Genomic DNA, 14,754 nt, shown 5'->3' on the forward strand with positions numbered 1-14,754 from the left:
AAATTCAATTTCAATATAATTTAAATCCTCTTTTGAGTTTTCAAAAGAGGATTTTGTATTTTTAAAACTCAAAATTTATACAAACATGAAAAAGCTATTCATATCTTTTTTTATTTCTTCTATTACTTATGCTCAAATCAATACTGAAGTTCATTTATTTGATATAAAATCTGAAAATGATAAATGGATTGTTTCTAATGGGAAAAATATTTCTAATAATAAAGGATATGATAGTCAACCACATTTTTACGATGAAAACACTATTCTATTTTCTTCTAGTAGAAATGGACAAACTGATATTTTAAAATATGATATTAATTCTGGTAAGAAGAATTTTGTAAGTAATACAGCAAATGGTGGTGAATACTCTCCCCAACGTATTCCTAATTCCAAAAATATTTCTGCTGTACGTCTAGATAAAGATGGTTTACAACGATTTTATCAGTATAATTTTAAATCTGGAATCCCTAAAGAATTAATCAAAAATTTAGTTGTTGCATATCCTATGTGGTATAACCAAAATACTATTATTTCATCTGTAATTGTAAACGATAGTCTTCAACTTTTCATAAGTGATTTAAAAAAGAAAAAAAACATCTTTATAACCAAACAAACTGGACGTTCTTTCCATAAAATTCCTAATAGCAATCTTGTTAGTTTTATGAAAAAAAAGGGAAAACAATGGGAAATTTGGTCACTTGATCCTTTAAGCAAAAAAACTAAAAAACTTGCAAAAACAGGAACAAGCGAAGACGTATGTTGGCTACCAAATGGAACCATACTTGCTGCTTATAAAAATATGATTTTAAAGTTTAATCCAAAAACGGATAAACAATGGTCTATATTTCATAGATTTAAAAATGAAAACATTAATAATATTTCAAGAATAATGGTTAATAAACAAGGTAATAAATTAGCATTAGTTGCTGAAGTTTCTCCTAAAATTTTAGCTCAGGAGCAATTAGATGGATATAACAAAAGAGATATTGATGCATTTTTAAAACCTTATGCCAAAAATGTAAAAGTATACACCTATCCTAACCAACTAAATTACGAAGGCATAGAAGAAATGAGAAAGCGTTACGCTCCTATGTTTGAAAAAACAAAAGATTTACACTGTAAAATCCTTAATAGAGTAGTAAAAGGTAATGTTGTTATAGATGAAGAACTTGTAACTGCTAATGGAAATAAATTTAAAGCCGTTGCTATTTATGAAATTACCAATGGGAAAATTAGTACTGTTAGATTTGTTAGATAATTACATATTTAGGTTCCTAGTAAAGTGATTTTTTAGATAATAAATTTGCACAAAAATCATTAGTGTAAAAAAGAAACAAGTATACAATACTGTATTAGAAATTGTAATTCCTTCTAAAAAATTAAAATTCTGAAACTTTGTAAAATAATCAAATTTAATCTTTGGCATTTTTACCCAACTTAAAGATGCTCCTTTTGAAACATAAAAAATACTAATTGTTAAAATACTAAGAAGTATACCCCAAGCCTTTTTAGATATTAATGGTGTTGCTTTGTATAAGGCTACATTTTCTTCCTTGGCTAAAATATTCATTAAGTTAGAAGTAAAATCTAATGAAGGTTGTTCTTCTTCTATTTCTTGTATATATTTTTTTGCAAAAGCATCTAACTCCTCTATATGTTTATTTTCTCCCATAATGCTTAATTAATTCAGGTTCTACTTTTTTTTCTACGATAGTTAACAATCTTTTTCTAGCTCTGTGTAATTTCACTTTAACATTAGATTCAGAAAACTCCGTTAATTCAATAATTTCCTTTAAACTTAATTCTTCAAAATAAAACATCCATAAAATAGATCGTTCATCTTCTGGTAAACTCATCATACAAGTATTTATAATTTCAGCTCGCTCTTTTCTCTCTATACCTTCTAAAATACCTTCTGTAGATTTTATTTTATTTATCGTTATCTCGTCTATTGTTCCTGTTTTATATTTTTCTTTGTTCTTTTTTAAATTATCTAAACAAGCTCTATATCCTATTTTATACAACCATGTAGAGAATTTTGCTTCTCCTTTAAATTTATTCAAATTTTTAAACGCCTTAATAAAAGTATCTTGCGAAATTTCTTCAGCCTCTTCTCTACTTTTTAACATTTTTAATGCCAAAGTAAATATCATCCCCTTATACTTTTCTACTAAAATAGAAAATGCATTAGTATCACCTTTTAATACTTTATCAATATATGTTTGGTCGTTATTAATAGTCATTTCATTCTTTGACTGTACATCATTTAAAAAGGTTACAAGTATTTTAAAAAACTTTTTTTATTTTTTTTGTAACCTTTTTCAGAGTCTTTCTGTCATACTTGCAAACACATTAAAAATAATCATTTTAAAATTAAATAATATGGAAGTAGCAATTGTATTTATGTTCTTATTCGCAGTAATATTTGGAGTTTTTTATTTATTCTATTCAACAAGAAACAAAGAACGTTTAGCATTAATAGAAAAAGGTGTAGATGCTAAAATTTTCATGCAAGGAGAACGAAAAAAATCAACTTTAACTGGTAGAGTTATAGTATTAAACCTAGCTTTATTAGCAATGGGTATAGGTGTTGGTGTTTTACTAGGTGCTATATTAAGTTCTAACTTTGGATATAGCGGTGATTGGGTAAACAGACCTAGCAACGCTATTGATTCAGAAGTTTTCTTTATTTCTTCAATATTTCTTTGTGCTGGTGCTGCTCTATTTGTTGGATTTAATCTTACTAAAAAATTAGACAATGAATAATCACTACTCTAAATAATAACATAAACCACTTCTTGTCGAAGTGGTTTTTTTATTTTTAAAAAGTCTGTACCTTTAAGACGAAATAAAAATAACTATGAGTAACGACTACAAAAACAAAAGTTTTAAACAGCTACTAGACAAACTACAACAAGAAAGTTGGCAATTAGAACTTATTATTTCTGGTTTTGCTATTTTCGGTTTATTTACCGCGCTTCCTCAAATAAAAATTGCTGTAGAAACTGCTAAAAACGATAAGCATATATATGCTTTTGTGTTACTTCTTGTTGCATTAGTTGCTTGTTATATTCTTATTTTCAACTTACTAGTACATGTTGTTCTGAGAGGGCTATGGATTGGCGCTTTAGGACTCCGGTATATTTCTGGAGATATAGAATTTAACGAATTAAATTATCACAATCGTTTTACAAAATATTTAAAAAAGAAAATTGTTTCTTTTGATAAATATGTGGCTACTTTAGAAAATTATTGTAGTGTCCTATTTGCTACTTCTTTTCTGTTAATATTTTATGTTATCTCTATCACAATTATTTTTGTCTCCTTTATATTAGTAGCTACTTATATTTTTTCAAATGATAAACTACCTGAAGGTTTTAGAATATTCTTGGGTATTGTTTTAATGTTATTTTTAGTGATCGGATCAATTTTTATGTTTATTGATTTTATTACACAAGGTTATTTAAAAAAGAAAAAATGGCTCTCAAAAATTTATTTTCCTTTTTATTGGGTATTTAGTTACCTAACACTCTCTTTTTTATATAGACCTCTGGTTTACAATTTTCTAGATAATAAGTTTACACGAAGAATAAGTTTCTTTTTAATTCCAATATATATAGTAATCTCTATTTTTAATTCTGTTAAACTTCAAAAGTCAAATTATATAGATAGCACAAAGTTTAACTCTAATTTATATATCGATAATAGAGAGTATGAAGATTTAAGAATTAAAGAAAATGATTTTGTTAGTAATGCTAGTATTCAATCAAAGGTAATTACAGACCCTTACATCAAATTCTTTAAAGTTTTTAATGAAAATGTTGAAGACAGAGTATACAACTACACTCCTTCTTTAAAACCAAAAGAAGATAAAAGAGGTTTTAAAACAGGAATCCAATTCTCTAGTAGAAAATCTATTTCACGTAAAAAGAGAGATAGTTTGGCTATTAAATATGTTGAAGCTTTAAATGAAATGTACAAGATTCAAATAGATACTACTTTATATGATACAGATTTCTTAATTAGTAAAAACAAACAAAATCAAGTAGGTTTTGAAACATATATCCCGACCAAAACACTTTCAGAAGGAAAGCATATTTTAAGGTTAAAACGTAAAAGAATACGAAAAAAAGACACTCTACAAGTAACAGATATTACGATTCCTTTTTGGTTTTACAAGAAAAATAAATAATATTAAATAATCATAAAAACCTCATTTTACATGTAAAATGAGGTTTAATTTTGTGATTTTATAAAAGCTTATTTTTTAGCGGTTACAACACCTTGCTTCTTTTTAAAAAACTCTACACTGTCGTAATTAGGAGGTACAATTTCTCTACCATTTTCATTTATAAAACCATACTTCTTATTATCTACACATATTTTAGCCCATCCTTTTCTGTATACGCCAAACTCTTCAATCTTTGTATATTTTGGAATTACCACCAAGTCTCCTTTGCTATCTATAAAACCATATTTATCTTTAATTTTTACTAAAGCCCAATTTTTTTTGTATTTATCAAACTCTTGTATTTCATCAAATTTAGTATCTACAATCTTATTTCCATTTCCATCAATAAAACCATAAAATGAATTTTCTTTTACTAAAGCCCAATCCTTATGATACTTACCAAAGTCGCTTATAAAATCATAAACTACTTCTACAACTTCTTTTCCTGATTTATCAATAAAACCTACTTTACCTTCAAGCTCTACTTTTGCCCAATTTTTCTTTATCTCATCAAAATTTCCTATGCTTTGGTATTTAGGCGAAACAATCTCCATTCCTTTGTCATTTACTATACCATAAAGCTCTCTATTCTTAACTATAAAAAATTCTTGTGAAGTGGCATAAAAGCTTGACAATACTATAAACGCCAGTGCTAATTTAAATTTCATTACTCTATTTTTAGGGATTAAAGATGCGAATGTAACAAAAAAACAAACCACAAAACCTAAAAATCAATATCTTAACATTTTAAATTATTGTTATCTTATTATCTCTTTATATAAAATACAATAACCTATGCTTAATATTAAATTCAAATAATTTCTTTAAGCTTTTCTTTAAAACCTCTAGTTTTAAATTAAACATATACCTCAAAAGCGTTAAAGAGAATGCTTAAAGACGTCTTTATTTACATTCTTTCGTATTTTAGATGTCTAAATCCTTAAAAAATGAGAAAATTAACTACTCTCCTATTTTGTTCATTCTTAACATTTAATTTATACAGTCAAACTGATCAGAACATCTACGATATTATCGATTCTATTTCTGCTAAAAGAATTGAAAAAGATATAACTAAACTTGCAAACTTTGGAACTCGACATACCCTAAGTGACACTATATCTAACACAAGAGGAATTGGAGCTGCAAGGCGTTGGATAAAATCAGAATTTGAAAATATTTCTAGAAATTGTAATAATTGTTTAGATGTTTATTATCAAAAAGATCTAGTTACAAAAGGAACAAATAAAAGAATACTTAGAGATGTTTGGGTAGTAAATGTAGTAGCAGTTCAAAAGGGAACTAAAAACCCTAACAATTATATTATTATGAGCGGTGATATTGATTCTAGAGTATCTGATCCTAATAATTTTACAGATGATGCTCCTGGAGCAAATGATAATGCTTCTGGTATAGCTGGAACAATAGAAGCAGCAAGAGTTTTAAGTAAATATAAATTTGAGAATAGTATTATTTACCTTGGGTTATCTGGAGAAGAACAAGGATTGTTTGGTGGTAAAGGGTTTGCCAACTTTGCTAAAAATAACAACTGGAATATTATTGGTGTAATTAATAATGACATGATTGGTAATATTAAAGGAGTTGATAGTGTAATTGATAATAGAACTTTTAGAATTTTTTCTGAACCTACTCCACCAACTGAAACTGAAAGACAAAGAAGATCTAGACGTTTTTATGGTGGTGAAGTAGATGGAATTTCACGTCAGCTAGCTCGTTATATCCATAAAACTACTAAAACGTATATGCCAGAAATGAATCCAAAAATGATTTATCGTTTAGACAGGTTTGGTCGTGGTGGCCATCACCGTCCTTTTAATGATATTGGATTTGCAGGAGTAAGAATTATGGAAGCTCATGAAAATTACACTCAACAACACCAAGATATTAGAACCGAAAATGGGATTGAATATGGTGATAAATTAAAGTTTGTAAACTTTGATTATGCAAAAAAATTAACTGCTGTAAATGCTATCAACTTAGCTAGTATTGCTTCTGCACCAACGGCTCCAAAAAATGTTAGTATAGGAGGAATTGTTGAAGCTTCAGTAAAACTAAAATGGGACAAGGTTGAAGGTGCTAAAGGTTATAAAATTTATTGGAGAGACACCACATCTCCTACATGGGATCACAGTAGATATGTAAACAATTTGAACGAATTTACTTTAGATGGTATTGTTATAGATAATTATTTTTTTGGTGTTGCTGCTATAGGTAAAAATGGATATGAAAGCTTAATTACTTTTCCTTCAAAAATCATAAGAAAATAATGACCAAAAATATACCACAACACTATTTTAAAACTGACACTGAATGGCGAAAATGGCTACTAGAAAACCATGATAAAAGTACAGGGGTTCATCTAATTTTATACAAAGTTGATACTCAAATAACAAGTATGCGCTGGGAAGAAGCCGTTAAAGTTGCTTTATGTTTTGGTTGGATAGATTCTACAGTAAAAAGTTTAGGTGATGGGAAAAGACAACAATATTTTTGCCCTAGAAAAGATAAGAGTATCTGGAGTGCTGTAAATAAAAAATATATCAAAGAACTTACTTCTTTAAACTTAATGCATGCATCCGGTATAAAAAAAATTGAGACTGCTAAAAAGAATGGTTCTTGGACTGCTTTAGATGATGTTGAAAATTTAGTTATCCCTAACGATTTACAAATTAGATTTGACCAAAACCCTACTGCTTTTGAAAACTACCAAAACTTTGCTAAATCATACAAAAAAGGATACTTATACTGGCTTAATCAAGCGAAAAGGGAAGCTACTCGCCTTAAAAGACTTGAAACAATTGTTCAATTATGTGAGGAAAACAAAAAAGAAAGATAGTTTTTTAAGAACTTCACTTAGAATTTTACCAAATTATTAACATCGAAAAAAATAACAAACACTAATTTTCCATATTAAATCAAATCATAACTTAAATAATTTAAACATGCTTAACAGAAAATTAAGGATAGTATGTTCGCTTTTTTTAGCTTTAGCTGTTTTGGGTATTAATGATATAAATGCTCAAAAGAGAAGAAAAAAGAAAGGAAAAAGCAAAACTGAAATCCCTTCAAAAAAGAAAAAGAAGAAAAAAAAGAAAACTATTGCTGACTTAACTAAAAGTAGCAAAAAAATAGATGGTTTATTCCCTATTTATCAAGATACTGTAACAGGGGACATTAAGCTATTACTTAAAAAAGATCAACTTAATAAAGATTACATTTACTTTTCACAAATAGCTGATGGTGTTACAGAAGCTAGAGCTTTTAGAGGTGCTTATCGAGGATCTAGTATTTTTAACATAAAAAAATACTTTAATAAAATTGAATTTATAGCTCCTAATACTTCTTTTTATTTTGATAAGAATAATGCTTTATCAAGATCTGCTAACGCAAACATCAGTAATGCTGTTGTTGCAAGCACTAAAATATTAGCTTCAGACGATAAAAAAGGTGAGTATTTAATTAATGCCAACGATTTATTTCTATCAGAAGCATTAACTAGAATTAAAATGCCTCGTTTTCCTAAAAGTTCTCCATTTGCTTTCAAATTAGGAAGATTTGATAAAAAGAAATCTAAAATAAACAGCATTAAAAACTATCCTGAAAACACAAATATTAAAACAGAATATACATACAACAATCCTTCTGTTTTAAATGGTGGTTCTAATGCTATAACTGATGGTAGGTATGTTTCTATAAAAGTTTTTCACACTTTTATGAATATGCCAAAAGATGATTATACAGTAAGAATGGATGATCCTAGAGTTGGTTATTTCTTAACCTCTACTAATGACATGACATCTACAGAAGCTGTAAACTACAGAGATTTTATTCACCGTTGGAAATTAATTAAAAAGAATCCAGAATTAGCAATTTCAGAACCTGTTGAACCAATTACTTGGTGGATTGAAAACTCTACTCCTGTTGAATTTATTGAAACTATTAAAGAAGGAGTATTAGCTTGGAATGAAGCTTTTGAAAAAGCTGGATTTAAAAATGCAATGGTTGTAAAAGTTCAACCTAATGATGCTGACTGGGATGCTGGTGATGTTCGTTATAATGTTTTACGTTGGACTTCTTCTCCTAACCCACCATTTGGAGGTTATGGACCTAGTTTTGTAAACCCTAGAACTGGAGAAATTTTAGGTGCTGACATTATGCTAGAATATGTTCACTTTACTAACAGAGTACAGTACGACAAAATTTTTGGTGAAGTATCAAAAGCCTCTTCTGAAGAGGAAGCTTATAATATTTTCTCTAAAAAAGATAACCACATGTATTGTTCAGCTGGACATTTAATGCATGAAAACACGATGTTTGGAAAAACTGTTTTAGCTGCTACGGGTGCTTCTGATTTAGAAATGGAAGGAATGAAAAGAGAGGCTATGAAGTCTTTAATTATGCATGAGGTTGGTCATACTTTAGGATTAAACCACAATATGAAAGCTAGTCAGTTATTTTCTCCTGCTCAATTAGCTGATGCTGATTTTATCAAAGGAAAATGTTTAACTGGTTCTGTAATGGATTATGCTGCTATTAATTTAACTTTAGATAGAACAAAGCAAGGTCAATACTATGATACAGCTGTTGGTCCTTATGATATTTGGGCAATTCAATTTGGATATACTCCATTTAAAAATAATTCAGAAATGAAAGCTTTATTAGCTAAATCTACACAACCTGAATTAATTTTTGGTAACGATGCTGATGATATGCGTTCTGCTGGTAAAGCTATTGATCCAAGAGTTATGACTGGTGATTTATCTAATGATCAAATTACCTATTCTATTGATAGAATTAAGTTAGCTAACAAAATGATGCTAAACATTAAAAATAGATTTTCTAAAGATGGAGAAACTTATGAAGAATTAAGAAATGCTTATTATATTTTAAATGGTCAAGCTGCTAGAGCTGGTGAAGTAATTTCTCGTTTCATTGGTGGTGTTTATGTAGATAGAGCTATGGCTGGACAAAATGGAGGTACACAACCTTATACTCCTGTAAGTTTAGTTGATCAAAAAAGAGCTATGAACGCATTAAAAACTTATGTTTTTGCTCCAAATGCTTTTAAAGCTCCTTCAGACTTATATAACTTCTTAGCTAGACAAAGACGTGGTTACAATTTCTTTAGAGGTCCAGAAGATCCAAAAATCCATGCACAAGTTTTAAGGTATCAAAAGAGAGTTTTAAATCACATATTACATAGAAATACTTTACAAAGAATTTCTGATTCTGAATTATATGGTAATAAGTACAAGTTATCTACTTTTATGACTGATTTAAACAACGCTATTTTTAAAGCTGACTTATATACAAATGTAAATTCGTTCCGTCAAAACCTACAAACTGAATACACTAAAATGTTATTAAAAATGGTTGCAGGAAAAACAAGTAGCAGATATACTAATGCAGCTAAAGCAATGGCTTTATATAATCTGAAAAAGATTAAAACTTGGTCTGGAAACGGTTTAGGAAATATTGCTACTAAAGCACATAAAAATCAATTAAAATTATTAATTAACAACTCTTTAAAAGAGGTTAAATAGTAATTTTTATTTAATTCTATAGTAAAACCATAATGCTAAAACATTATGGTTTTCTTATTTTTACTCTATGGATAAAATTTTAATTACTGGAGGAACTGGACTTATTGGAGGGCATTTACAAGCTATTTTAAAAGAAAATAACTTTGAAGTAAATATTCTTAGTAGAAACCCAACAAAAAAGAATGAGTTTTACTGGAATATTTCTGAAAATCATATCGATGAAAAAGCTTTTGAAGGAGTTACTCATATTATCCATCTTGCAGGTGCAGGAATTGCAGATAAACGTTGGACTAATAAAAGAAAAAAAGAGTTAATTGATAGTAGAGTCCAATCTGCCAACCTGTTATTTAAAAAAGTAAAAGAATATGAAGTTCCCTTAAAAGGATTCATTTCTTCATCAGGTATCGGTTATTATGGTGCTATTACCTCTGATAAAATTTTTAATGAAGAAGACACTCCTAATAACGATTTTATTTCCTCTATTTGTGTTAAATGGGAAAAAGCTGCTCGGCAATTTGAGCAACTAGAAATTCCAATAACTATTTTACGTACAGGTGTTGTTCTCACAAGAAAAAGAGGAGCTTTACATAAAATGAATACTCCTATATTTTTATCAGCTTTAGGAACTGGAAAACAATACTTACCTTGGATTCATGTTACTGACTTATGTCACCTTTATTTAGAAGCTATAAACAACCATAATTTTAATGGAATTTTTAATGCTGTAGCTCCTGAACATCAAACCAATGAAAAATTCATGAAAGCTTTAGGAAAAGCATTAAAAAAACCTGTATTTCCTATGAATGCCCCTTCTTTTATTTTAAAAACTGCGCTAGGCGAAATGGCTTATATATTATTAAATGGTAGTAGAGTTTCTTATCAAAAGACTGCTAAATTCTATAATTTCAAATTTTCAAACTTAGAATCTGCTTTAAATAATATTTATAATAATGAACAATAAACTTAAGAATCCTGTTTGGCATTCATTAAACGAAACACATAAGGAATTTGTTATTAATTTTGATGATGTGCAGTTTTATGATCCTAAAATTTGTCCTTTTGGAGCTTTTTTAGACACTAATAAAACTGCTAATGCATTAAATGAATACGCTAAACTAACTGACAGTTTTTTCTTAGTTTCAGAAGATAAAACGCCTTTATACGATGATCGTAATATTTATTTAGATAAGAAAATTGATGGTTGTCAAATGGTATTAGATAATTTAACTGACATTGATTTTACTGAAACTATAGTACCTTTATCTGAAGAACACATAGACGACATATACAACCTTGTTTGGTTAGTAATGCCAGGCTATTATAGAAAAAGAACTTTTGATATGGGAAACTACTTTGGTATTTTTAAAAATAATCAACTTGTTTCTATTGCTGGTCAACGTATGCAAACTGATGACTTTATAGAAGTAAGTGCTGTAGTTACACATCCAAATTATACAAAAAGAGGGTATGCTAAACAGTTAACCTCATATGTTACCAAAGAAATAATAAAAGACAACAAGCTTCCTATTTTACACACAAATAAGGGGAATCCTGCTATAAAACTATATGAAAAACTAGGATTTAAAATTACTCGAGATATGAATTGGTGGTTTTATAAGAAAAAATAAAAACTGTTTATACAAAAAAACTCAGAATTTCTTCTGAGTTTTTGTTTTTTATAAGGTAATCTAATTAGATTTTTTCTATAGTAGACTCTGCTTTTGTTTTCATCATTTGTCCCATCATATCCATTTCTATACTTACTACTGACTTAGATGGAATACCTGTACTTTTCATTATCTCTACAGCACCAGTTATTTTAGCAGTTGGCATAGCTGACATTTTACCGTTTATTTTAGCTATTACTTTTTCTTTTGTAATCTCAGTAACAGTATAAACTAATTCCATTGTTATTCCTCCACTATTTTGTGTATTAGTCCAAGTAGAACCTACTCCAACTTTTTCCTTTGGGTATACTACTGATTGATTGTACTGGTTTGATAACTGATCTGCTCCAGGGAAATTTGGTTCAGTCTTTAAAAATTTTGACTTTCCAAACTTATCTACACTTGAGTAAATCATTGCATCCATCATAGGTTGCATTTGAGCTTTAAACTTTTTAGACTCTTCAGTTAACTCACTATCTTTCATGTTTGTATTAAAGTTTACTTTTTCTTCGGCTCCTTGTAAAACCTTTGTTGACATGTATGTAAACTTTGTTTCTGTTAAATAATCTCCTTCTTTAACACCAGTCACTTTTATGTTCATATCCATATTCATATCCATTAAGGCAGCTCCCATGTCTTGATTCATCTTCATAGACATTTTATAAGTATCACCTTTCTTATAGTTAAGACGTAACAATACTTTTTCTTGTGACATTCCTACAGCTGTTATTCCTAATAACAGTACAATTAAAATTTTCTTCATTTTATTTTTTAGTTTAAACCACGAATATACACAAAACAAAAAAGCTCAGGAAATCCTGAGCTTTTGTATTTAATAATATATTACTTTTAGAAATCTTGATTTGCATCCCAAGCTTCTAAAATTTCTTTTAATGTTTTTATAAACATACCTCCTAAAGCTCCGTTTACCACTCTATGATCGTATGAATGTGATACCATCATTTTATGACGGATTCCAATAAAATCACCTTCTGGAGTTTCTATAACTGCAGGTTTTTTTACTATCGCTCCTAAAGCTAAAATAGCTACCTGTGGTTGGTTTATAATTGGTGTTCCTGTAATACTTCCAAAGCTACCTACATTTGTTACTGTGTAAGTTCCTCCTTGGATATCATCTGGCTTCAATTTATTTGCTCTAGCACGAGTTGCTAAATCATTTACCTGTTTAGTCATACCTACTAAACTTAATTGATCTGCATTCTTTATTACAGGTACAATTAAATTTCCATCAGGTAACGCTGCTGCCATTCCTAAATTAACATTCCCTCTTTTTATAATTTTATCTCCATCAACTGAGATATTAATCATTGGGTGCTTTTTTATTGTTTGAGCAACTGCTTGCATAAAGATTGGAGTAAATGTTAATTTCTCTCCTTCTCTTTTCTGATAAGCATTCTTTACCTTATTTCTCCAATTAACAATGTTAGTTACATCTATTTCAATAAAAGATTGTACATGCGCTGATGTTTGAATAGAATCTACCATATGCTTAGAAATTAATTTCCCCATACGGCTCATTTCTATGATTTCATCTTCTCCACTTAAAGTAACTGGTGCAGATTGAACTTTAGGTTGTGGTTTTTGCTCTTGAATTGGCTCTGCAATCTTTTGTGACTGACTTCCTCTATTTTCTATATAAGATAAAATATCAGTTTTAGTTACACGTCCATCTTTACCTGTTCCTTTTACTGTTTCTAACTCTTCTAAAGAAATACCTTCAGTTTGCGCAATGCTTCTTACTAATGGTGAATAAAAACGCTCGCTAGAAGATGTATCAATAGAACTAGTAATTGTTTCTTTTACCTCTTCTATTGTTTTTTCTACCTCTACAGCTGCAGCTTTAACTTCTTCTTTTATAGTAGTTGTTTCAGAAGACACTTCCTCTCCTCCTTCTGTTTCTATAATAGCTATTGTTTGTCCTACCTGTACTACTGAATCTTTATCAAATAATATTTCTACTAAAGTTCCGTCTACTTCACTAGGCACCTCACTGTCTACCTTATCTGTAGCTACTTCAACTACGGTATCATCAATATCAATCGTTTCTCCAACTTCTTTTACCCAAGAAGTAATAGTTGCTTCTGCAACACTCTCGCCCATTTTAGGCAACTTCAATTCGTATCTAGCCATAGTGTATATTTTTAATGTTTGCGAAGTTAGTAAAAACCAGTGATTTTCTTGCCTTTTTTTATATAAAAAAAATCTATAATTGGATTATTAATTGAATTATTCGTAAAAATACATCTTAAATACATATATTTTTGAATTAAAATAAAATAATATAAAGTTCTATTGCGTTTTCAATAATGCGTTTGATTTTCAATGCTTAGGAACTCTTATCTTAAAAGAATAATTAAATTATTTCTAAGTTTTATACCCAATTTTTAGGTTTTGCTAAAACTTTTAAAAGTTTACTTTCTTCACTTCCCTCTTCTGGGTGATGATTATACTTCCATTGTACAGTAGGTGGCAAACTCATTAAGATACTCTCAATACGTCCATTTGTTTTTAACCCAAACAAGGTACCTCTATCATGAACCAAATTAAACTCTACATAACGTCCTCTTCTTACTTCTTGCCAATCTTTATGTTCTTGATTATAAACTAAATCTTTTCTTTTTTCAACTATTGGTACATATGAATTTAAAAAGCTATCACCTACTTCTGTTACAAAATCATATCTATCTTGCATTGAAAATTTTTCAGTCTTTTTCAAATAATCAAAAAATAAACCACCTATACCTCTTGCTTCATTTCTATGCGCGTTCCAAAAATAATTATCGCAAGTTTCTTTATATTTGGGATAAAAATCTTGATCGTGTTTATCACAAGCTTCTTTACATATTTGATGAAAATGAGTTGCATCTTCTTCAAATAAATAATAAGGTGTTAAATCTTGACCTCCTCCGAACCATTGGGTAACTATATTACCTTTTTCATCATACATTTCAAAATAACGCCAGTTTGCATGTACCGTGGGTACAAAAGGATTTTTTGGATGGATTACTAAACTTAAACCACAAGCAAAAAAATTACCACTTTCTACTCCAAATTGCTTTCTTAGCACTTCTGGTAATTCTCCAAAAACTTTGGATATATTAACCCCTCCTTTTTCAAAAATATTTCCATTTTCTATAACACGAGTTCTTCCTCCTCCACCTTCTTTTCTTTTCCAAAGATCTTCTTGAAATTTTACTCCTCCATCTATTTCTTCTAATTTAGAAGTAATTGTATCTTGTAATTGTTGAATATAAGTATAAAACTGCTCTTTCAT

Annotated in this window: 14 protein-coding genes; 8 read left to right on the forward strand and 6 right to left on the reverse strand. The window is 29.0% G+C overall.

Going from position 1 to position 14,754, the window contains the following annotated elements:
- The first annotated feature begins 85 nt into the window (after positions 1-85).
- On the forward strand, positions 86-1,258 hold the full coding sequence (locus F7018_RS18675; protein ID WP_217701357.1) for a nuclear transport factor 2 family protein: 1,173 nt from the start codon (positions 86-88) through the stop codon (positions 1,256-1,258).
- On the opposite strand, the gene F7018_RS06060 is transcribed toward F7018_RS18675, so the two are convergent.
- Positions 1,259-1,672, reverse strand: a complete 414-nt coding sequence (locus F7018_RS06060) for a hypothetical protein (protein ID WP_150899119.1) — start codon at positions 1,670-1,672, stop codon at positions 1,259-1,261.
- Positions 1,659-2,243, reverse strand: a complete 585-nt coding sequence (locus F7018_RS06065; protein WP_150899120.1) for an RNA polymerase sigma factor — start codon at positions 2,241-2,243, stop codon at positions 1,659-1,661. Before F7018_RS06065 ends, F7018_RS06060 begins: the two co-directional genes overlap by 14 nt.
- Before the next feature lie 139 nt (positions 2,244-2,382).
- On the opposite strand from F7018_RS06065, the gene F7018_RS06070 reads away from it, so the two are divergent.
- Positions 2,383-2,766, forward strand: coding sequence for a DUF6249 domain-containing protein (locus tag F7018_RS06070; RefSeq protein WP_150899121.1), 384 nt, complete (start codon positions 2,383-2,385; stop codon positions 2,764-2,766).
- A gap of 94 nt (positions 2,767-2,860) precedes the next feature.
- Positions 2,861-4,192, forward strand: a complete 1,332-nt coding sequence (locus F7018_RS06075) for a hypothetical protein (RefSeq protein ID WP_150899122.1) — start codon at positions 2,861-2,863, stop codon at positions 4,190-4,192.
- A gap of 68 nt (positions 4,193-4,260) precedes the next feature.
- On the opposite strand, the gene F7018_RS06080 is transcribed toward F7018_RS06075, so the two are convergent.
- Positions 4,261-4,899: a WG repeat-containing protein gene (locus F7018_RS06080; protein WP_150899123.1), complete on the reverse strand. Its 639-nt coding sequence runs from the start codon at positions 4,897-4,899 to the stop codon at positions 4,261-4,263.
- A 279-nt stretch (positions 4,900-5,178) separates the two neighbouring features.
- Between F7018_RS06080 and F7018_RS06085 the strand changes: the two genes are divergently transcribed.
- From F7018_RS06085 to F7018_RS06105, 5 genes are all read left to right on the forward strand, one after another.
- Positions 5,179-6,516 carry a M28 family peptidase gene (locus tag F7018_RS06085; protein WP_150899124.1) on the forward strand — a complete coding sequence of 446 codons (1,338 nt, stop codon included), beginning with the start codon at positions 5,179-5,181 and terminating at the stop codon, positions 6,514-6,516.
- Complete coding sequence (locus F7018_RS06090; protein ID WP_150899125.1) at positions 6,516-7,085, forward strand: YdeI/OmpD-associated family protein; 570 nt, start codon at positions 6,516-6,518, stop codon at positions 7,083-7,085. Before F7018_RS06085 ends, F7018_RS06090 begins: the two co-directional genes overlap by 1 nt.
- Positions 7,086-7,191: 106 nt before the next feature.
- Positions 7,192-9,792: a zinc-dependent metalloprotease gene (locus tag F7018_RS06095; protein ID WP_150899126.1), complete on the forward strand. Its 2,601-nt coding sequence runs from the start codon at positions 7,192-7,194 to the stop codon at positions 9,790-9,792.
- Between the two features lie 67 nt (positions 9,793-9,859).
- A complete protein-coding gene (locus F7018_RS06100; RefSeq protein WP_150899127.1) occupies positions 9,860-10,753 on the forward strand; it encodes a TIGR01777 family oxidoreductase in 894 nt (297 codons plus the stop codon).
- Positions 10,743-11,420 (forward strand): GNAT family N-acetyltransferase, encoded by a 678-nt coding sequence (locus F7018_RS06105; protein ID WP_150899128.1) that lies wholly within the window; start codon positions 10,743-10,745, stop codon positions 11,418-11,420. Before F7018_RS06100 ends, F7018_RS06105 begins: the two co-directional genes overlap by 11 nt.
- Positions 11,421-11,484: 64 nt before the next feature.
- Here the strand turns inward: F7018_RS06105 and F7018_RS06110 are convergent, their stop codons facing one another.
- The 3 genes from F7018_RS06110 to hemF all read right to left on the reverse strand — a co-directional run bounded on the left by F7018_RS06110 (position 11,485) and on the right by hemF (position 14,754).
- Positions 11,485-12,222, reverse strand: coding sequence for a hypothetical protein (locus tag F7018_RS06110; RefSeq protein WP_150899129.1), 738 nt, complete (start codon positions 12,220-12,222; stop codon positions 11,485-11,487).
- Between the two features lie 86 nt (positions 12,223-12,308).
- Positions 12,309-13,610, reverse strand: coding sequence for a dihydrolipoamide acetyltransferase family protein (locus F7018_RS06115; protein ID WP_150899130.1), 1,302 nt, complete (start codon positions 13,608-13,610; stop codon positions 12,309-12,311).
- Between the two features lie 241 nt (positions 13,611-13,851).
- Positions 13,852-14,754: an oxygen-dependent coproporphyrinogen oxidase gene (gene hemF, locus F7018_RS06120; RefSeq protein WP_150899131.1), complete on the reverse strand. Its 903-nt coding sequence runs from the start codon at positions 14,752-14,754 to the stop codon at positions 13,852-13,854.

This window comes from Tenacibaculum aiptasiae (genome assembly GCF_008806755.1).
GTDB classification, from domain to species: Bacteria; Bacteroidota; Bacteroidia; order Flavobacteriales; family Flavobacteriaceae; genus Polaribacter; species Polaribacter aiptasiae.